15 protein-coding genes and 1 pseudogene are annotated in these 19,202 nt (G+C 72.9%); 8 read left to right on the top strand and 8 right to left on the bottom strand.

The genetic code is table 11. From position 1 onward, the window contains the following. Positions 1 to 89: 89 nt before the first annotated feature. Positions 90 to 1,016, top strand: a complete 927-nt coding sequence (locus ACWDX6_RS27010; protein ID WP_451487486.1) for a glutaminase — start codon at positions 90 to 92, stop codon at positions 1,014 to 1,016. A gap of 72 nt (positions 1,017 to 1,088) precedes the next feature. On the opposite strand, the gene ACWDX6_RS27005 is transcribed toward ACWDX6_RS27010, so the two are convergent. Next, positions 1,089 to 2,021, bottom strand: coding sequence for a MerR family transcriptional regulator (locus ACWDX6_RS27005; protein ID WP_451487485.1), 933 nt, complete (start codon positions 2,019 to 2,021; stop codon positions 1,089 to 1,091). 141 nt (positions 2,022 to 2,162) lie between these two features. On the opposite strand from ACWDX6_RS27005, the gene ACWDX6_RS27000 reads away from it, so the two are divergent. Beyond that, complete coding sequence (locus ACWDX6_RS27000) at positions 2,163 to 3,728, top strand: alpha/beta hydrolase (RefSeq protein ID WP_451487484.1); 1,566 nt, start codon at positions 2,163 to 2,165, stop codon at positions 3,726 to 3,728. Between the two features lie 7 nt (positions 3,729 to 3,735). Here the strand turns inward: ACWDX6_RS27000 and ACWDX6_RS26995 are convergent, their stop codons facing one another. Continuing rightward, entirely contained in the window at positions 3,736 to 5,103 is a 1,368-nt protein-coding gene (locus tag ACWDX6_RS26995) for an NAD(P)/FAD-dependent oxidoreductase (RefSeq protein WP_451487483.1), read from the bottom strand. A gap of 306 nt (positions 5,104 to 5,409) precedes the next feature. On the opposite strand from ACWDX6_RS26995, the gene ACWDX6_RS26990 reads away from it, so the two are divergent. Continuing rightward, entirely contained in the window at positions 5,410 to 6,219 is an 810-nt protein-coding gene (locus ACWDX6_RS26990; RefSeq protein WP_451487482.1) for an SAM-dependent methyltransferase, read from the top strand. Positions 6,220 to 6,276: 57 nt separating this feature from the next. Here the strand turns inward: ACWDX6_RS26990 and ACWDX6_RS26985 are convergent, their stop codons facing one another. Next, on the bottom strand, positions 6,277 to 7,179 hold the full coding sequence (locus tag ACWDX6_RS26985) for a helix-turn-helix domain-containing protein (RefSeq protein ID WP_451487481.1): 903 nt from the start codon (positions 7,177 to 7,179) through the stop codon (positions 6,277 to 6,279). Positions 7,180 to 7,265: 86 nt separating this feature from the next. After that, a complete protein-coding gene (locus tag ACWDX6_RS26980) occupies positions 7,266 to 7,505 on the bottom strand; it encodes a DUF397 domain-containing protein (protein WP_403294150.1) in 240 nt (79 codons plus the stop codon). Positions 7,506 to 7,662: 157 nt separating this feature from the next. Here ACWDX6_RS26980 and ACWDX6_RS26975 point away from each other — a divergent pair, with 157 nt between their 5' ends. The 3 genes from ACWDX6_RS26975 to ACWDX6_RS26965 all read left to right on the top strand — a co-directional run bounded on the left by ACWDX6_RS26975 (position 7,663) and on the right by ACWDX6_RS26965 (position 10,833). Then, the gene (locus ACWDX6_RS26975) at positions 7,663 to 8,154 is read left to right on the top strand and encodes an ATP-binding protein (protein WP_451487480.1); all 492 of its coding nucleotides are present in this window, start codon (positions 7,663 to 7,665) and stop codon (positions 8,152 to 8,154) included. 176 nt (positions 8,155 to 8,330) lie between these two features. Further along, a complete protein-coding gene (locus ACWDX6_RS26970) occupies positions 8,331 to 9,827 on the top strand; it encodes an APC family permease (RefSeq protein WP_451487479.1) in 1,497 nt (498 codons plus the stop codon). 61 nt (positions 9,828 to 9,888) lie between these two features. Further along, complete coding sequence (locus ACWDX6_RS26965; RefSeq protein WP_451487478.1) at positions 9,889 to 10,833, top strand: hypothetical protein; 945 nt, start codon at positions 9,889 to 9,891, stop codon at positions 10,831 to 10,833. A 50-nt stretch (positions 10,834 to 10,883) separates the two neighbouring features. Here the strand turns inward: ACWDX6_RS26965 and ACWDX6_RS26960 are convergent, their stop codons facing one another. From ACWDX6_RS26960 to ACWDX6_RS26950, 3 genes are read right to left on the bottom strand one after another with little or no spacing between them, the layout of a single operon-like run. After that, complete coding sequence (locus ACWDX6_RS26960) at positions 10,884 to 12,239, bottom strand: cytochrome P450 (RefSeq protein ID WP_451487477.1); 1,356 nt, start codon at positions 12,237 to 12,239, stop codon at positions 10,884 to 10,886. Between the two features lie 52 nt (positions 12,240 to 12,291). Further along, on the bottom strand, positions 12,292 to 13,959 hold the full coding sequence (locus ACWDX6_RS26955; protein WP_451487476.1) for an FAD-dependent oxidoreductase: 1,668 nt from the start codon (positions 13,957 to 13,959) through the stop codon (positions 12,292 to 12,294). A 37-nt stretch (positions 13,960 to 13,996) separates the two neighbouring features. Further along, on the bottom strand, positions 13,997 to 14,911 hold the full coding sequence (locus ACWDX6_RS26950; protein WP_451487475.1) for an AurF N-oxygenase family protein: 915 nt from the start codon (positions 14,909 to 14,911) through the stop codon (positions 13,997 to 13,999). Positions 14,912 to 15,178: 267 nt separating this feature from the next. Here ACWDX6_RS26950 and ACWDX6_RS26945 point away from each other — a divergent pair, with 267 nt between their 5' ends. Both ACWDX6_RS26945 and ACWDX6_RS26940 read left to right on the top strand, forming a co-directional pair. After that, on the top strand, positions 15,179 to 15,613 hold the full coding sequence (locus ACWDX6_RS26945) for an Hsp20/alpha crystallin family protein (RefSeq protein WP_451487474.1): 435 nt from the start codon (positions 15,179 to 15,181) through the stop codon (positions 15,611 to 15,613). Between the two features lie 378 nt (positions 15,614 to 15,991). Next, positions 15,992 to 16,782: pseudogene (locus ACWDX6_RS26940) on the top strand (VOC family protein). Positions 16,783 to 16,808: 26 nt separating this feature from the next. Here ACWDX6_RS26940 and ACWDX6_RS26935 read toward each other — a convergent pair. Continuing rightward, positions 16,809 to 18,905: a SpoIIE family protein phosphatase gene (locus ACWDX6_RS26935; protein ID WP_451487512.1), complete on the bottom strand. Its 2,097-nt coding sequence runs from the start codon at positions 18,903 to 18,905 to the stop codon at positions 16,809 to 16,811. Positions 18,906 to 19,202 lie beyond the last annotated feature (297 nt).

Here is a 19,202-nt window from a genome sequence, read left to right as displayed (position 1 = left end):
ACGGCACGCCGGCGACGGCGGCCCGCCCATGCGCGCCGAGCACCCCGCCTCGGCCCCCGATCCGGCCGACCGGGCGGCCGGACGGCACAATGGCGATCATGCTCCAGTCCTTCCTGCCCGTGCTCGAGCGCATCGCCGAGGAAATGGCGGACCTCGCCGTCCGCGGCCGGCCCGCCGACTACATCCCGGCACTCGCCTCCGCCGACCCCCGGCGCTTCGGGATGGCCGTGGCCGAACTCGACGGGACCGTGTACGGCGTGGGGGACTGGCAGCACCCGTTCTCGACCCAGTCCGTCACCAAGGTCTTCACCCTCGCCCTCTCCCTCGCCCGCGAGGGAGACGCCCTCTGGGAGCACGTGGGACGCGAGCCGTCGGGCAACCCCTTCAACTCGCTCGTACAGCTGGAGTACGAGAACGGCATCCCCCGCAACCCCTTCATCAACGCCGGCGCCCTCGTCGTCACCGACCGGCTGCACCGGCTCACCGGAGACGCGTCGGGCTGCCTGCTCGACTTCCTCCGCGCCGAGAGCGGCAACCAGGACCTCGACTTCGACCGCGACGTGGCGGCCTCGGAGACCGAGCGCGGCGACCGCAACGCCGCCCTCGGCCACTTCATGGCGTCCTACGGCAACATCGTCAACCCGGTGCCGGACCTGCTGCGCGAGTACTTCCGCCAGTGCTCGATCGCGGCCTCCTGCGCCGACCTCGCCCTCGCCACCGGATTCCTCGCCCGGCACGGCATCCGCGCCGACGGCTCGCGGCTGCTGACCCGCAGCCAGGCCAAGCAGGTCAACGCCGTCATGCTCACCTGCGGTACGTACGACGCGGCCGGCGACTTCGCCTACCGCGTCGGACTGCCCGGCAAGAGCGGGGTGGGCGGCGGCATCATCGCCGTCGTCCCCGGCCGGTGCACCCTCTGCGTCTGGAGCCCGGGACTCGACGAGCGCGGGAACTCGGTCGCGGGCGTGGCGGCCCTGGACCGCTTCACCACGATCACCGGCCTCTCCGTCTTCTGAGCCGCCGTCCGAACCGTCTCGTGACGCGTTGCCCCGACCGGGCGCCGGCCCCCTCCTCCGACATGCGCGCCGTCAGGCCGCCGGAGGCGCGAACCGACCGCCGGCCAGGCTCGCGAGAAGCCAGTCATGAGCGGCCCCCGGGGTGGGCTCCGGCGGGCCGGAGGCCGGAGCGGTCAGCTCGGCCACGAGCTCCCAGTAACGGTCGATACGAGGATCCGAGGCGAGCACGGTCCCCAGCCGACGGCGGAAGCCGGGGCTGTCGCGGGTGCCACGTGAGCGGGCGTAGGCGGAGACGAAGCAGTCCAGCGCCTCGCCTTCGCCCGGTGGCCGCCGCGCCCTCATCTGGGCGGCAGCCAGCGCGTACGCCTCGACGAGTCCGTCGTAGAGCACGGCCGGACGGTTGTCCCGGTCGAGCTGGTGCGCCGCCGGCTGGCAGCGGTCACCGCCGGCGCAGTCGCCGGAGACGAAGGCGTGCAGCCGCGCGAAGGCGAGCACCTGGGCCGGTGTCGGGTCCGAGGGCGGCTGGGGAACCGCCCGGTCGATCACCGCGGCGGCCACTCGGGCCGGGAGCCTCGGCGGCAGCCAGCGCCTCCAGAAACGGGCCAGCGCCGCCGTGTCGGGCGGAGCGGACACGGCGCCGACGAGCCGCAGCCGGTCGGCGCGCTCCTGCGGCGCACACTCCTGGATGAGCTGGAGCGCGGCCTCGCGCCAGCGCAGGGCCGCCATCCGCGTGCCGAGTTCCCGGAGCTGCTCCGCGACGACGTCCCGCAGTGTGTCCTCCCGGTCCAGCACCGTGCCCACGTCCGGGACCGGCAGGCCGAGCGAGCGCAGCGCGCGGATCGTACGGAGCCGGTCGAGGGACTCGGGGCCGTAGCGCCGATGACCGCCGGAGCTGCGGGCCGCTTCGGGCAGCAGACCGCGGTCCGAGTAGAAGCGGACGGTCTTCACGGTGACGTCGGCCTTCTCGGCGAGCTCACCGATGCTCAGCAGTCCCTCGGCGGACACGGCTTGAACCTCCCTCAGGGGGAGTTCCTACGGTACCGGTGCGCCCGGACGGCCCCGATGGAGGGGCCGGCCGCAAGGCGCCGCCCGCGGCGGCCCCGCCGCGGGCGGCGCGAAGAAGCACGAGAAGACAAGGAGACGCGCATGACGGCATTCGTCCTGGTGTCGGACATCTGGACCGGCGGCTGGGTCTGGCAGGAGGTGGCCGCCCGGCTGCGGGAATCGGGGGCACAGGCGTATCCGGTGACGCTGACCGGCATGGGCGACGGCGGCCCTCCGGCGGAGCCCGACACGGACCTGGAGACCCATGTCCGGGATGTGCTGCGGCTGATCGACCGGGTCGACGCGGAGGAGCTGGTGCTCGTCGGCCACGGCTACGGCATCCACCCCGTGCTCGGCGCCGCCGACCGGCGCGCCGAGCGGATCGCCCGGATCGTCCACCTGGACGCGGGCTTGCCCCAGGACGGCGACGCGCCCCTCGCCCTGGTCCCCGACCCGGCCGTCCACGAGCACCTGACGCGCCCACCCCGAGACGCCGACGAGAACGGCGGCGGCGAGCATCCGGTCGCGCGGCACTCCGCCGACGAGAACGCCGGGGAGGACCGGCGCGTGCCGCCGCCCCCGGCCGGCGAGTGGCATCGGCTGGGCAGTCTCGCCGGCGTCACGGCGGACGCGGCGGCACGGCTGGCCCGCCTCGCGGCGCCCCAGCCGACGGGCACGCTCACCCGGCCGCTGCGCCTGACGGGAAAGGCCGCCGCGGTCCCGACGACCGGCATCCTGTGCACCGGCAACGGTTCGAGCATCGCCATGGTCGAGGGTCTGGTGAGCCTGGGGGACCCCCGCCTGCGGCGGCTCACCGACCCCACCGTGAGCTTCTTCGAACTCCACACGGGGCACTGGCCGATGCTCTCCCTCCCCGAGGAACTGGCCGACGTCCTGCTCCGGGCCGCCGCCGGCGAAGGCCACCGCCTGGCCGCGGCGGTGAGCGAGGACCCCACCCATCTCCGGCCCTTCCTGCTCGACCTGCCCGAGCGCGGGCGCGAACGCGTCGGGCAGCTCGACCTCTATCCGCCGGACGCCGACGAGCCGCGCCCGGCGGTGGTGTTCGTCCACGGCGGCCCGGTGCCGCTCGGCGTGCTGCCCACCCCACGGGACTGGCCGGGCTTCGTCGGCTACGGAACCTACGCGGCCGGCAGGGGAGTGGTGGGCGTGACCCTCGACCATGGACTGCACGACCTCGGCGGCTACCCACGGGCCGCCGACGACCTCGCCGCGGCGGTCGAGCGCGTACGGGCCGATCCGCGCGTCGACGGTGAGCGCGTCGCCCTGTGGTTCTTCTCCGCCGGCGGGCTGCTGTCGGCCGACTGGCTCGCCGCGCCTCCTTCCTGGCTGCGGTGCGTGGCGGCGACCTACCCCGTGCTGGCGCCGCTGCCGCAGTGGGGGCTCTCCGCGTCACGGTTCCGCCCCGCGTCCGCCGTGCCCGCGGCGGGATCACTGCCCATCGTGGTGACCAGGGTGGAGCGCGAGCGCCCGGAGATCGCCGCGACCGTCCAGGAGTTCCTGACGGCCGCCGCGCAGTGCGACGCCCGGATCGAGGTGATCGACGTGCCGGGCGCGCACCACGGCTTCGAGACGATCGACCACACCGACCCGGCACGTCGCGCCGTGGACCGCGCCATGACCTCCGTGGTGGGGCACCTGCTGGGCTGAGCTGGCCTCAGCCGTGCGCGGCCCGCAGCGACGCGGTGTGTTCCCGCACCTGCTCGGGGGTGAGGTAGGCGTCGGTGTACTCGAAGTCCTGCAAGGTCCCCGACGTGGACGCCAGGAAGCCGGTACGGACGAAGTCGTCGCCGGCGATCGCGTTGAGGAGCCAGTTCGTCATCACCCGGGTCTTGGCGACGTTCGTGCGCAGCGCCGACCAGTGGTAGGCGCGGGCCACCGCCTGGGCGGGCATGCCGTGCAGTTCCACCCCGAGTGGCTTGGAGACGCCGTCCCGGCCGCCCAGGTCCACCACGAGGCCGAGATCCTTGTGGACGTACGGGTACGTCTGCCGGCCCCGCAGGACGGCGACCAGGTTGTCGGCGATCTTCCGCCCCTGCCGCAGCGCGTGCTGGGCGGTGGGCGGACAGACGGCGTCCTTCTCGGACTTGGCCAGGTCGGGCACGGCGGCGGCGTCACCGAGGGCGTACACGCCGTCGAGCCGGGGCACGGTCATGTCCGCGCCGACCACGAGGCGGCCCTTGTGCGTCTCCGCGTCCAGGGTGCCGATCAGCGGACTGGCGGCGACACCGGCCGTCCAGATCAGGGTGCGGCAGGGCAGTACCCGTCCGTCGGTGAGCGTGACCGTCTCGGCGTCCACGGAGGCGACCGACACCCCGAGCGACACCTCGATGCCGCGCCGCCGCAGGATGTCGAGCGCCGCGCCGCCGAGCTTGTCGCCCAGCTCGGGCATCAACTTCGGGGCGATGTCCACCAGATGCCACTTGATCAGCTTCGGGTCCAGGCGCGGGTAGCGCTTGATCGCGTGATGCGTGAGGCGCTGCAGGCAGGCGGCCGTCTCGGTGCCCGCGTACCCGCCACCGACGACCACGAACTGCAGCCGCGCGGCCCGTTCGGCCTCGTCCTGGCCGGCGTCGGCGAGATCCAGCTGGGCGATCACATGGTCACGGATGAAGACCGCCTCGGCCAGGGTCTTCATCCCGCGTGCGTGCTCGGCGAGCCCCGGGATGTCGAACGTCCGGGTGACACTGCCGGGCGCCAGGACGAGGTGGTCGTACGGTTCGGCGACGATCTCGCCGGTGATCTTGCGGACCACGCACACCTTCGCCTTGGCGTCCACGCCGATCGCGCCGCCGGGAATGATCCGCGTCCGGTGCCGCGCGCTGCGACGCAGCGACAGCGCGACGGACTGGGGGGTGAGCACACCCGACGCCACCTGGGGGAGCAGGGGCAGATAGAGCTGGTACGAGAAGGGCGACAGCAGCGAGATCTGGGCCTCGCCGCTGTGCAGCCGCCGCTCGAGCCGTCGTACGCAGGCCACTCCGGCGAAGCCGGCGCCCACGACGAGAATCCTCGGTCGGGTCACGGTGTGTCCGTCCTTCGGGGTCAACGGTCCTTGCAGCTCCAGTAACCGCAGCGGGGAAACGGAAACCCGTGCTGCCCGCCGATGGAGTGACGGTCACGGCGCTCCGGCACCGCCCCGGGACGGCTTCGGCGCCTCGCCGTGCCCTCGACGTGACGGCCGTTCGCCCCGGGATGGCGGGGTTTCGTCCCTGGCCGGAACCCGCGCCTCGGGACGCCGGCGCTCCTCCGTGATCTGTACCGGGGGAGGGGCCGGTCCCTAGCATGAGCGGCCAGGGTTCCCTCTAGCGAAGACACGGGTGAGGACTGGATGCGAGACACGTCGTGGCGCCCGGACGCCATCGACACCAACGTGCCGAGCGTGGCGCGTATGTACGACTTCTTCCTGGGAGGCGACGACAACTACCAGTCGGATCGCGACGCCTGCGAGGAGCTGCTGAAGCAGGTTCCCAGCACCAAGGTCCTCGCCGTGAACAACCGGCACTTCCTCCGCCGCGTCGTGCGGATGCTCGCCTCCGACTACGGCATCCGGCAGTTCGTCGACCACGGATCCGGCCTGCCCACGCAGGACAACGTGCACCAGGTGGCCCAGGCCGTCGACCCGGCCTCGCGGGTCGTGTACGTCGACAACGACCCGATCGTCCTCGCCCATGGACGGGCGCTGCTGGAGGAGAACGACCGCACGGCCGTCATCCAGGCCGACATGCGGGACACGGAGGGCATCTTCGGCCACGAGGAGACGCGGCGGCTGATCGACTTCGACCAGCCGGTTGCCGCTCTCTTCGTCTCGGTGCTCCACTGCATCCCCGACGAGGACGACCCCGCCGGACTCGTCCGCCGGGTCGCGGAGCGGCTCGCGCCGGGCAGCTTCCTCGTGGTGTGCCAGCTCGTCAGCGACCGGCCGGAGATCCGCCGGTTCGTGACGGAGTTCATGGCGGAGGCCACCGGAGGCCACTGGGGCCGGGTCCGCGAGGAGCATGAGGTCGCCGCCTACTTCGACGGTCTTGAGATCCTCGAACCAGGACTCGTGGAGGTCTCCACCTGGCGGCCCGACAACGACCTGGCGCCGGTGCAGCCCAGCGACGAGTGGCTCGAATGGGGCGGCGTCGGCCGACTGTGAGCGTGCCTGGCGGACGGCCTCGGGAGCCGTCCGCCACGCACGTGCCGCCACGGCCCCTCACAGGCGGTCGAGGCGCTCCCGTACCCGTTCCAGGGACTCGGCCGGAGTCAGCGCGCAGGCGCTGAGCCGGTCCAGCATGTCCCGGTACTGCTCGACGTCGGCCGGCTTCTGGCTGAACGTACTGTCCGTCAGATGCTCGATGTAGACGGCGTCCTTCAGGTCCCTGAGCGCGAACCGCAGATAGGTCACGCCCGTGCCGACGCCGATCGCCGCCGTCACATCGAGCGGAGCGACCTGGAGCGTCACCCGGGACCGGCCCATCAGGTCGACCAGGTGCTCCAGCTGTCCCCGCATGACCTCGGGACCGCCCACGGTCCGCAGCAGCACCGACTCGTCGATCACGGCCCACAGCCGGGGACCGCCCTCCCGGTCGAGCTGCCGCTGCCGTTCCTGCCGCAGTTCGATCCGGCGCTGGATCTCGTGCGGCAGCAGACGGCCGGGCCCCGACCGGACGACCGCGCGTGTGTACCCCGGCGTCTGGAGCAGTCCGGGGATGTAGAAGGGCTCGTACGAACGGATCAGCGCCGCCGCTCCTTCCAGGGCGACCAGCGGCGTGAAGAAGTCGGAGAGCACATCGCTGAAGGAGCGCCACCATTCGGCCTGCCGGGACTGCCGTACCAGGCGGAGGAACTCCTCCGAGCGGGCCCCGTCCGTCACGCCGTACAGCGCCAGCAGGGCCGTCGCGTCGGCCGGCTTGCAGCCGTGCCGGCCCAGTTCGATACGGCTCGTCTTCGATCGGGAGAACCCCAGCCGGGCGTCGACGTCGGCCGGCTCCAGACCGGCCGCCACGCGCAGTTCACGCAGCTTGCCGCCGAGGATCAGCTTGAGCGCGGTGGGGTTGTTCTCCAGCGTCCCGACGGAACGGACGAACAGGGGCGAACTCGGTTCGGCTTCGGCCATCACGCGCTCCCGCACTCTTCATGAGGGCTACGAGAGTAACGGGGACGGCGATCGCGGACCAGCGTCCCCGGGCGTGACGGCGGTTTTCAGCCGATCGCGAAGTCGAAGTCGCCGTCCCTCGCGCCGGCGACGAACGCGGCGAACTCCTCGCGCGTATAGACCAGGGCGGGGCCCTCGGGGTCGCGCGAGTTGCGCAGCGCGACCCCGCCGCACGGAAGGGCGGCCATCTCCACGCAGTTGCCGGTGGCGTTGCTGTGCCGGCTCTTGATCCAGGTGACCGAGGCCAGGGCACTCGCCCTCATCCCGTTGAACAACTCCGCGGCCATGAGCCCTCCCGATCCGTACGGCGGTCGTACGCGTGTCCATGAGATCGCACGGCTGCAATCCCAGATGCAATTGCACTTTCGGTGTGCGCTCGACAATACTCGTTCCACACCGAACGCCGCAGCATCGAACTCCGGGGCATACAGGGAGACATGACTGGTGATCACTCACACGTCGGCCTTGGCGCCCGATCCCGCGCCCGCTCCTGTCCACGGCAGTGAGGCGCTGCCGCTCGGCTTCGCCGCGTGCGGGCTCGACGGGCGTCCGCAGAACGTCTCCCGTGCGCGCCGCTTCGTCCTGCTGACGCTGGAAGGCTGGGTGCTGCCCTCCCTGGCGGGGGACCTGGAGCTCGTCGTCACCGAGTTGGTCACCAACGCCGTACGCCACGCGCTCGGCTGCCCGGACCGCGCCGTGGAGGAGGCCGAGTACCCCGTGTGGCTCGGGCTCTCCCTGCACCCCCGCCACCTCGTCGCCGCCGTCACCGACCCCAGCCCGGAGCCGCCGCGCCCGCGCCCGGTCGACGATCTGGGCACGGGCGGACGCGGCATGCACCTGATCGAGGCGCTCAGCGACACCTGGTCCTGGACCCCCGCCGCGCCCCGAGGGAAGACGGTGTGGGCGGCGATGCTCCTGCCGACCGCCCGGAGCTGAGCACCGCCCCCGGTCCCCGATACGGACAACGAAATCCGTGGCTCCAGCCGCTCGAATCGGCCCTCTTGCCTTGCAAGCTACCGCTTAGTCAAAGGAAATCGCAGCTCCCCCCTTGTGTTCACGCGTGCCCGCGCGGCAGGATCGATCACCTGTACGTCATCGGAGGAGCACGGCACGTGAGCAGCAGAACCGGGAGCGAGGGCGGCGGCGGTCTGCGGGCCGGCGCCCTGGGCACCTTCGACTCGATCGTCATGGCGGTCGCCGGCTGCGGTCCCGCGTACACCGTCGCGGCGACCATCCCCGCGCTCGTGCTCGCCGTGGGCGTCGCCGCGCCCGCGGTGCTCCTCCACTGCGCCCTCCCGATGGTCGGCATCGCCCTCGCCTTCCGCCACCTCGGACGGCTCGACGTCAACGCCGGCGCCACCTACACCTGGGCCGCCCGCGCGCTCCACCCCTTCCTCGGATTCCTCGGCGGCTGGGCCCTCGTCGTCGCCACCACCGTCTTCCTGGTCTCCGCCACCGTGCCCGCCGGCGCCGCCACCCTCGCCTTCCTCGACCCGGAGTGGGCCGGGGACACGGCCCTGGCCACGGTCGTCGGCGTGGGCTGGTTCCTGCTCATGGCGGGCATCGTGGCGCTGGGCGCCCGCATCGGCCCGTACACCCGCAGGGTGCTCACGGGCGCCCAGCTCACCCTGCTGCTGGGCTTTGCCGTCGCCGCCCTCGCCAAGGACGGCAACGCGGCGGACTTCTCGCTCTCGTGGTTCGGATTCAGCCACTTCGACGCCACGCACACTTTCGTCGGCGGCGCCCTGATCGCCGGGTTCAGCTACTGGGGCTGGGACGTGACCAGCAACCTCAGCGAGGAGACCCGCAACAGCCGCCGCGCCTTCGGTCTGGGCGGACTCGTCGGCGTCCTGGTGTCGTTCGCGGTCTTCACGGTCCTCACCGTCGCCGCCACCGTCCTGCTCGGCGTGGACGCCGTGCGCGAGAACCCCCAGGGTTTCCTCACCCAGCTCGGTGAAACCGTCTGGCCGGGCTGGGGCGGCCGCCTGCTCGTCCTGGCCGTGCTGCTGTCCATGATCGCCACGGTGGAGACGGCGCTCCTGCAGGCCACCCGCACGCTCTTCGCCATGGGCCGCGACCGCACGGTGCCCGCCGTGTTCTCCCGTACCCACCGGGACTGGCGCACGCCGTGGGTCGCGACCCTCACCGTGGCGGCGGTCGCGCTGCTCCTCGTGGTCGTCTCGGCCACGGCCGGCTCCGGTACGCAGTTCGTCCGCGACGCCGTCGGCGGCATCGGTCTGCCCATCGCGTTCTACTACGCCCTCGCCGGCCTCTCCGCCGTCGTCGCGTACCGCAGGGTGCTGTTCACCTCCGTCGGCAACCTCCTCCTCCTCGGCCTGTGGCCGCTCGGCGGAGCGCTCTTCATGATGTGGATCTTCGTGATGTCGCTCCCGGAGCTGAGCGCCGCCTCCCTCGCCATCGGGCTTGGCGCGCTGGGCCTCGGCGTGGTGCCGATGGCGCTGTCCTGGTTCCAGGGCAGCTCGTACTTCAGGCCCAGGCCGCTGGACCCGGAGCAGGCCGACGCGATGGACGCGTACGACTCCGATACGGGGACCGAGGCGGCGCTCGCCGCCGCCGAACGCAGGGACGGCGTCCTGACCGACTTCTGAACGCGGCCCCGCCCGCCCTCCCTCCCGTCCGAACCAGGCTCGATCCGAGGAGTGTCCTGCCATGGCCGCCTGGCTGCGCCGCCGTTCCGGAGCTCCGGTCTACGATCCGGCCCACGGCGACCGGGCCCTCTCCGAGGGCTGCCAGGACATGGTGATGGGCCGTTGGGAGGGCGCCCGCGACCTGCTGTCCCGGCAGCCGCGCGACGACTGGGACCGGCGCTCCCACCGCATCCGCCTGCTCGCCGACGCGGCGGCCAACCGGCGCACCGTCGACGTCTGGCACGCCACCGAACCCGGCAACCCGGACGCGGCGATCCTGCGCGCGGAGACCGAGGTGATGCGCCTGTTCGCCGCCGCCCGCACCGGCACGCTGCCGGCGAGGGACAGCCTGGACCGGGTCGCCCGGCTCTGCCTCCAGGCCTCGGACCTCGCCCCCGAGGATCCGCACCCCTTCGTCTCCCTGGTGACGCTCGGCAGGCTGTACGAGGACGGGGGCGCCGGCATGGCCCACTGGTGGAAGGAGCTCCAGGCGCGGGACCCGTACCACCGGGAAGGCCACCACCAGGCCCTGCGCCATCTCTCCGCCCGCTGGCACGGCTCGCACACGGCCGCCTACAACTTCGCCTGGGACGCGGCGGCCTACGCCCCCGCGGGCTCCCCGCTCGTGGCGCTCCCCCAGGTGGCCCGGGCGGAGGAGTACCGGCACCGGACGGAGACGGAGGGCCGCACGACGATCGGCCTCACCTACCACTGGACCGGCGAACGGGCCCGCTGGGACCTGCGCCAGACCCTGGAGAAGTGGATCGCCCGGCGCACGACCGCGTACGCACAGGACGTCGCCGACCTCAACCACGTGGCCCACGGGCTCGTCCACGCGGGCATGCACCGGGAGGCCGGCGCCGTCTTCGACCTCCTCGACAACCGGGCCACCCGGGTCCCCTGGTCGTACAGCGGAGACCCGGAGCACCTCTTCACCCTCTGGCGCGACAAGTCACGACGAGCCTGAGCCCCGCCCCCGCGCCGGGGTCCGGTCTCTCGGCCCGCGGGTGGATCGCCTCAGCCGGAGCCGAGCACCACGTCGATGCGCAGCGGCGCCCGGAAGGACAGCAGACCGAGCATCGGCGGATTCTCCACCCCCGGGGCGAGACGGGCCGTCGGCAGGCGACGGGCCACCGCGCGCAGGGCCACGGCCGCTTCCGTCCGCGCCAGGGAAGCCCCCGGACAGCGGTGGCGCCCGGCGCCGAAGGCGAGGTGGTGGCGCACGTCCGCCCGGTCCGTGCGCATCGCCTCCGGCCCGTCGAAGACCTCCGGGTCCGAGCCGCTCCCCATGAGCATCAGCAACAGCTGCGCGCCCGCCGGGAGCCGTACGCCGCCCAGCTCCACCGGCCGCGAGGTCACCCGGCGCCACGACGTGACCGGCGGCTCCCGGCGCAGGACCTCCTCCACCCAGGCCCGGGCCAGCGGCTCGTCCCGCGCGGGCCGGGGCCAGAGCCCGGGCTCGGCCAGCGCCCCGCGCAGGACGGTGGAGAGGAGCTGCCCGGTGGTCGACTGGCCGGCGACGAGGACGAAGAAGCAGGTGCCCACGGCGGTCCGGACGTCCAGCGGCCGCCCGTCCGGCAGCACGTGACGCGTCAGGGCGCCCACGAGACTGTCCGCGGCGGCGTTGCCGTCGCTCACCGTCGCCGTGAGCCACTGGTGGAACTCGCCGACCAGCGTGGCCAGTTCGAGCTGTCGCTCGGGCGTGGGCCGCCCCCAGAACAGCTCCAGCGACGCGTCGCTCCAGCGGATCAGGGTGGCCGCGTCGACGCCGTGGACGCCCAGCAACTCCATCATCACCCGGCAGGGCAGCGCCTGGGCGAACGACGTGAACAGGTCGCAGCCGCCCGTGGCGTCGATACGGTCCCGTACCCCGTCGAGGAGTTCGTCGGCGATCCGCTCGATCACGGGCACCGCCGCCGCGACCCGGTGGGCGTTGAAGAACCGTGTGACCACGCGCCGCAGACCGGCGTGGCTGGGCGTGCTGTTGTTGGCCAGCGCCGGCCGCACCCGGAACCCCGCCCGCGCCAGTACGCGCAGCGCCGGGACGCCGAGGGGGGTGACCGCGTGCTGCGCGTTGTCCGGGAGGAACGCCGTCTGATCGAGCAGCACCGTGCGTATGTCGCGGTGGCGGCTGACCAGCCACAGACCGGTGGCGGGATCGTGGTGCACCGGGGACTCGCGGCGCAGGACGTCCAGCCACGGGTAGGGGTCGCCCACGAACCCGTCGTCGAAGAGATCGAGGATTCCGTGCCGGTCGTGCAGGTCGTGCAGGTCGGGACGCGCGTCCGGCCCCGGAGCGGCGGTCCGGCCGTACGGGCAGCCGCCGCTCGCTCCGGGGTGCGGCGCGGGTCCGGTCACGGCCTGGAAGATCACGGCCGGACGCTAACACGCGCCCACGCGGGGTCCGCCCCCGGTGTGCGGAGGATCACGCCTCGTACGGGCGTCGGCTCGGCCGGCTCCAGCGGGTGCCCTGCGCGGCCGCGACCAGTTCCGGCAGCGTGCCGAGCTTGACCCTCGGCCGCCCGTCCGCGCGGCCGAGGGCCAGCTCGGCGCGGTCGATGGCGGCCAGGCCGCGGGCGTCGACGACCTGGCGGCCGCGGCGGCGGGCGAGGCGCTGGAACGCCCTCGGTGTGCCCGAGGGGGCGGGCAGGGCGCCGGCCACGGCGTCGGCCAGGAGCGTACCGACCGTCTCGGCGGCGCACGTGCGGTTGGCTCCGATGCCGCCGGAGGAACCGCGCTTGATCCAGCCGACGACATACGTCCCCGGCCGCCCCGCCACCCGGCCGCGCTCGTGCGGCACGGTGCCGGTCGCCTCGTCGAAGGGGAGCCCCGCCACCGGCGCACCCCGATAGCCGACCGCGCGCACGAGCATGCCCGCGGGGAGGTCGAGCCGGCCCGCCCCGTCCGTCACCCGCACCCCGGCGACCGTCCCCTCGCCCAGCACGTCGACTGGCGCGGAGTGGAAGCGCAGCACGATCCGCCGTCCCGGGGGAGCCGCCGCCGACCAGTCCACGGTCGCGCGGGCGACGTCCCGCAGCAGCGCCGCCTTGTCACCGGCCGCCGCCCCGTCGATCGTCCCGCCGGTGCGCGGATCACCGTCGTCCACGACCAGATCCACGCCCGGCAGGTGGGTGAGCGCGAGCAGCTCCGACGCGGTGTACGCCGCGTGCTCGGGGCCGCGTCGCCCCAGAATCACCACGTCGCGCACCTGGGACTTCCGCAGGGCCGCGAGCGCGTGGCCGGCGATGTCGGTCCCGGCCAGCGCCGCCGGGTCCGACACGAGGATGCGGGCGACGTCGAGGGCGACGTTGCCGTTGCCGACCACGACGACCCGCTCGGCGGACAGGCCGACCGCGTCGGGGGCGACCTCCGGGTGGGCGTTGTACCAGGAGACGAACGTCGTCGCGGAGACGCTGCCGGGGACGTCCTCACCGGGGATGCCGAGCCGGCGGTCGGTGGAGGCGCCGACGGCGTAGACGACCGCGTCGTGGTGTGCGGCGAGCTCCTCCGTGGTGAGGTCCTCGCCGACCTCGACGCCCAGGACCATCCGTACGCGGGGATGGGAGTGGAAGCGGGCGAAGGCGTCGCCCACCTTCTTGGTCGCCGGATGGTCCGGGGCGACGCCGTACCGGACCAGTCCGCCCGCCACCGGCAGCCGGTCGACCAGCGTGACCTCGGCAGGGGTGTGCAGCAGCAGGTCCTCGGCGGCGTACATCCCGGCCGGGCCCGTGCCGACGACCGCGACCCGGATCGGCGCGAAGTCGGACGGCAGGCTCCGCTCGAAGACGGGCGCGCCCCAGGCGTGGAAGTTCGGCCCGTCGCCGGCGGTCTCGGGCTCCTTGTCCGCGAAGTAGGCCGCGTTGACGGCGGCGTACTCCTTCCCCGGACCCGAGAGGCTGTCCACCGGGAAGATCGCGTCGACGGGGCAGGCGTCGGCGCACGCGCCGCAGTCGATGCATGACCTGGGGTCGACGTAGAGCATGTCCGTACTGCCGAACTCCCGCTCCTGCGGGGTCGGATGGATGCAGTTGACAGGGCACACGGCGACACAGGTGGCATCGCTGCAACAGGTCTGGGTGATGGCGTAGGTCATCTCGTCAGCTCGGGTCTTCTCGGCGGGTCGGCTCGGGTCAGATCAGGTGGGCGCGCTTGTAGAAGGCCAGCGCCGGCCTGGTGAGGAGCCGGGCCGAGGCGAGGAACTCCATGAGGCCCGAACAGCTGGAACGCATCAGGGACTTGTGGTGTTCGTTCGCCTCGGCCTCGGCGATCGCGCGCCGGGCGTCGAGCCCGGCGTTGGCGTAGACGTTCCGGTTCACCATGCTGGTGACGATGAAGTAGGAGGCGACGGCGATCACGAAGGCGTTGAGCCGCCGGCGCAGCGGACCGGCGTGCCGCAGCCGCTTGCGCGTCTCGTCGCGGGCGAACTTCATGTGCCGCGACTCCTCCACGACATGGATGTTGTTGATGGTGCGGACGAAGGGTGCGACCCGCTCGTCGCGCATCCAGTCGCGCTGCATCACGTCGAGGACCTCCTCGGCGACCAGGATCGCGGCGTACGCCGCCTCGCCGAAGGCGAGCGTCTTGAAGACCCGGCCGAGTTCGACCACCATCCGGTGCGGCCGGTAGGCGGGGGCGCCCAGCTTCGCCGCGCCGCGGGCGAACATGACGGAGTGCCGGCACTCGTCGGCGATCTCGGTGAGCGCCCACTGGAACCGCGGGTCGGTCGGGTCCTTGGTATACATGTCGCGCAGCACCATCTGCTGCAGGATCATCTCGAACCAGATGCCGGTGCTGGCCACGGACGCGGCCTCCTGCCGCGTCAGCTCCTTGCGCTGGGCGTCGGTCATCTCCTCCCAGTACGCCGTGCCGTAGAGGGTGCTCCACTCCGGGCTCGCGCCGTGGAAGTCCTTGTCCAGCGGGGTGTCCCAGTCGACCTCCACGGCCGGGTCGTACGACAGCTTCGCGGCCGATGCGAGCAGTCGCCGGGCGACGTCCTGCTCCTGGAGCCGGTCCTGGTTCTCCGGTCGGACGGTGCTGCTTGCCATGCTGCGGCTCCTTGACTCGAGAGATCGCGCCATCCCTGCTTGTTAGACGTGGCGTCTAGCAAGCTGTTAGACGGAACGTATAACAAGGGGAGTGGCCCGGCCTACCCCTCGGTAGGAAATCCCCGCGATCTCCTCATGGTGGGGTTTCGAGTGCGGTCTGTCATCCGTCCGATGACATACCATTTGTCATCCTTTGGATGACGTGCTACAAAGGAGGCAGGTGAAGCGCACGAACAGGCACGCTGATCCGGCTGGAGGTGTATCGCGATGCTGATGCGCACCGACCCGTTCCGCGAACTGGACCGCCTCACCCGGCAGTTCCTCGAAACGCCCGGCACCTGGTCGAGGCCGACCGCCATGCCGATGGACGCCTACCGCGAAGGCGACGAGTACGTCATCGCACTGGACATCCCCGGCGTCTCCGCGGACGCGATCGATGTCGACGTGGAGCGGAACATGCTCACGGTGAGGGCCGAGAGGCAGCCTTCGCGCAACGCCGACGACGTCGAGGTGGAGCTCTCCGAGCGGCCCCTCGGTGTCTTCTCCCGGCAGGTCATGCTGGCCGACACCCTCGACGTGGAGCGCATCGACGCCGACTACGACGCCGGCGTCCTGACCCTGAGGATCCCGATCAGCGAGCGCGCCAAGGCACGCCGGATCCCCATCGGGGAAGGCTCCGCGCAGAAGGAGATCAAGGGCTGACCGGCGTGCGCCCGCCGGGGCGGCGCACGCGGAGCGAGGCATCCGACGGGGCGCGGAAGTCCGGGGATCGCCCCGGCCTTCCGCGCCCCGTCGCTTCTCTCCGCACGACGTACGGATCGGAGGCCGGGGGCATGGGCACTCCCGTGCTGAGGACCGCGATCAACCGCGGCGGCCCCCGCGCCGCCGTAGTCGTGGCGGGAGAGATCGACATCGACACCGCGGCCCGGCTCCGCCATGCCCCGGGAGGTCCGCTCGACCGGGGCGGCCGGGATCCTGCTGGGCCCCGACGACCACGCGCGCCGACCCTCCGCGGGCATGGGAGGCCCACGCCTGGGCAACGGCACCAGTACGCATGTGAGGGACGGAGGGAGGCGGGCCATGGTCCTGATGGCCGCGGACGTGTCGGGCGCACCGTGCTGGCTGAGCCTGGTGACACGGGACCTGCGTGCGGCGGAGCACTTCTACGGCGCCGTGCTCGGCTGGACCTTCCGGGAGGCCGGCTTCGGCCGGGCCTTCTCCGTCGCCGAGCACGACGGCGTGCCCATCGCCGGCATCGGGGCCGTGGCCGGGGAACTGGCCGTCCCCGTGGCCTGGACGGCGTACTTCGCGGTCGACGACGCCGACGAGGTGGTCGCCCGCGTACACCCGAGCGCGGCGGAACGATCGGGGTGGGGCCGGTCTCCTATCCGCCCCGCGGCCGGGCCGCTCTCATGGCCGACCGGGAGGGCGCGACCTTCGGGATCTGGGAAGGCGGAGTGCTCTCGGAGTGGAGCGTCGGCGAGGGAGCCGCGCCCGCGTGGCTGGAACTGCACACCCGCAACGCCTTCGACGCCGCGCTCTTCTACGGCGAGGTACTGGGCTGGGGCGACGGCGATGCGAGCTGCTGCGACGTGTCGTACGAGGAGGACCAGGTCGTGCTGCGACGCGCGGGCGAGCCCGTCGCACGCCTCAACAGCGGCCCCGTCGAGGAGGGCGCCACACAACCCCACCTCCGGCCCCGCTGGCTGGTCCACTTCAAGGTCCCCGACCTCGAAGCGGCGACGGCCCTGGCCGTCGAGCACGGCGGGAGCGTCGCGACGGACGCCGAGTGGGGCGGGGGCCGGCGGGCCACCCTGCGGGACCCCGAAGGCGCACTGTTCACCCTCGACGAGTCGCCGGACGCCTCATGACCCCACACCCTCATGACCCCGCACCCTCATGACCCCGCAGCGCGCGTCCGCAGCAGCAGGAACGCGATGTCGTCCGTACGGTCCTGGGCCGGCCGCACCCGCCGCAGCAGCGCGTCGATGAAGAGGCCGAGATCGCGGTCGTCGGCCCGGTCCAGCTGCGTGGCGAGGCGTGCCACCGACTCGTCGATGTCGGTTCCCGGGGTCTCGACGAGACCGTCGGTGTAGAACGCCAGCAGCAGCCCGGGGGTCAGCGCGATGTCGGTGACGGGATAGACGGCGTCCGGGTCGATGCCCAGAAGGGGGCCGGGCGAGACCTCCATCGGAGCCGTCCGGCCGCCCGGGGGGCGCAGGAGGGGCGGCGGATGGCCGGCACTGGCCACGCACAGGGTGCCGCGCTCGAAGTCCAGATGGGCGTAGAGGCAGCTCGTGAACAGCCCCGGGTCGAGGTCCATCAGCAGCCGGTTCGTACCGGAGAGGACCATGTCGGGAGGCGTACCGAGCGTGGCATGCGCGTGGACGCCGGTACGGACCTGGCCCATCAGGGCCGCGGCGGCGACGTTGTGGCCCTGGACGTCCCCGATGACGGCCGCGGCGGCCGTGTCGCCGAGCCGGATGACGTCGTAGAAGTCCCCGCCGATGTCCATGCCCCGCGTCGCGGGCAGATAGCGCGCGGCGACGTCGAGGCCGGGAACCGGGGGAAGGGTGTGCGGCAGCAGCGCCTGCTGGAGACCATGGGCGAGCTGGTGCTTGGTGTCGTAGAGACGGGCGCGGTCCAGCGCCTGGGCGACGAGCCCCGCGAGCGAGGACATCACGGCGCGCTCCTCGGCCGAGAACACCCGTGGCCGGTCGTAGGAGAGGACACAGCAGCCCACCGGCCGGCCCGAGATGATCAGAGGCAGGAACGCCCACGCCTGCTTGCCGCTGACCAACGGCGCCTCGGGGTAGATCCGCCGCATCTCCTCGGGGTTGGCGAAGAACGAGGGGATGCCGGTGGCGAGCGTGCGCCCCGCGGGGGTGAACGTCGTGGTGAGGGGCAGGCCGTCGAGGCGCTCGACCACCTCGGCGGGATAGCCGCGGTGACCCATGATCCGGAGCCGTCCGGAGTCGGCGACGGACACGACCAGGCCCTGTGCGCCGAAGGCGGGCATCACCTGGTCGGCGATGAGGTCGATGACGTCCCCCACGCCGACGGCCTCGGTGAGGGCGGCCGCCAGGTGCATGAGCTGATACAGCCGCCCCGCGCGCGCCGGGCCCGCCGCAGGGGTATGCCGGGGCGCCGGTGCGGGCGGCGGCTGTGCCCCCGTGGGAACGATACGGACGCTGATGCCGCTGGCGTCCGGATACAGATGGAAGTCCAGCCACCGGTCGGGTGGACGGCAGGCGGTGAAGGAGACCGGCTCGCGACTGATCACCGCGGCGCGGTAGCGGTCCTCGTAGGACGGATCGTCGAGCCAGGGCAAGGACTGCCACGGCAGCGTTCCCAGCAGCCCGTCGGCATCCCGGCCCAGCAGCTCGCACCCTCCGGAGCTGACGTACGTGATCCGCCCCTCCAGATCCAGGGCGCATGAGCCGCCGGGCAGGCGTTCGGCGAAGTCGGAGGCCGCCTGCGCCGGGCCCGTCGGCCGGTGGCCCGCTTCCAGCGGGACGACGCGGGGCCCCTCGCCCCGGCTCAGCGGCCTGCCGGACGCGGCGGTCTCCTCCAGCAGCCGCGCCAGACGCCGGCAGTGGGAGGTGATGTGACCGCGCTCCCGGGCACTCATGCGCGCCGGTCGCGTCGCCGGCCACATCAGCAGCAGCGACCCCCAGCGGCGCGCGCCCGTGATCGGTGCGGCCGCGAGCGCCAGCGGGTACGGAAGCGCCACCGCCGTACGCGGGTAGGAGCGGGCCATCTCCTCCTGGCTGCCCACCCAGACCAGACGGTCCTCGCGGATCGCTTCGGCGACGGGAGCGGGGGCGTTCAGTGGAACCTGCGCCCAGGGGGCGGCGAAATCCGCCGGAACCCCGACCACGGCCTCCACCAGCAGCACCCGCTCGTCCGGCGCGAGGAGGTAGACGGCGCCGATGGACGCCCCGGTCCGGCGCACCGTCTCCACGAGCGCCTCGTCCAGCGCGTCGGCTGCCAGATCGGCGCGCCGGCCGTGCCGGCCGTCCGGGGGGTCGGCTGCATCGGCCGGACCGCTCGTGCTCGTCACGAGGCACCTCCAGCGTCGCGGCCGGATTCCTGGGGACCATTATCCCCGCGCCCGCCCCTGTCGGCCCTCCCGGCAGCCTCGGATCCCGGCCGGCCCGCTCCGTGCCCACTCAGCTCGGGCCGCTCACTCCGCACCACCCTTCGGCTTCTCGTCGTCGACGATCTCGGCGTCGACGACATCGTCATCGGCCTTGGCCTCGGCGTGCGGGGCCTCGCCACCGGCGGCCTG

The organism is Streptomyces sp. NPDC003027 (assembly GCF_053591435.1).
Note: the sequence above shows the minus strand (reverse complement) of the source record. Positions and strands in the feature narration are given on the sequence as shown.

Coding starts and splice junctions, on each gene's coding strand:
- ACWDX6_RS27010 (WP_451487486.1), top strand. CDS start 90: ATGGCGATCATGCTCCAGTCCTTCCTGCCCGTGCTCGAGCGCATCGCC.
- ACWDX6_RS26965 (WP_451487478.1), top strand. CDS start 9,889: ATGGCCGCCTGGCTGCGCCGCCGTTCCGGAGCTCCGGTCTACGATCCG.
- ACWDX6_RS26950 (WP_451487475.1), bottom strand. CDS start 14,911: ATGGCAAGCAGCACCGTCCGACCGGAGAACCAGGACCGGCTCCAGGAG.
- ACWDX6_RS27000 (WP_451487484.1), top strand. CDS start 2,163: ATGACGGCATTCGTCCTGGTGTCGGACATCTGGACCGGCGGCTGGGTC.
- ACWDX6_RS26985 (WP_451487481.1), bottom strand. CDS start 7,179: ATGGCCGAAGCCGAACCGAGTTCGCCCCTGTTCGTCCGTTCCGTCGGG.
- ACWDX6_RS26945 (WP_451487474.1), top strand. CDS start 15,179: ATGCTGATGCGCACCGACCCGTTCCGCGAACTGGACCGCCTCACCCGG.
- ACWDX6_RS26980 (WP_403294150.1), bottom strand. CDS start 7,505: ATGGCCGCGGAGTTGTTCAACGGGATGAGGGCGAGTGCCCTGGCCTCG.
- ACWDX6_RS26955 (WP_451487476.1), bottom strand. CDS start 13,959: ATGACCTACGCCATCACCCAGACCTGTTGCAGCGATGCCACCTGTGTC.
- ACWDX6_RS26990 (WP_451487482.1), top strand. CDS start 5,410: ATGCGAGACACGTCGTGGCGCCCGGACGCCATCGACACCAACGTGCCG.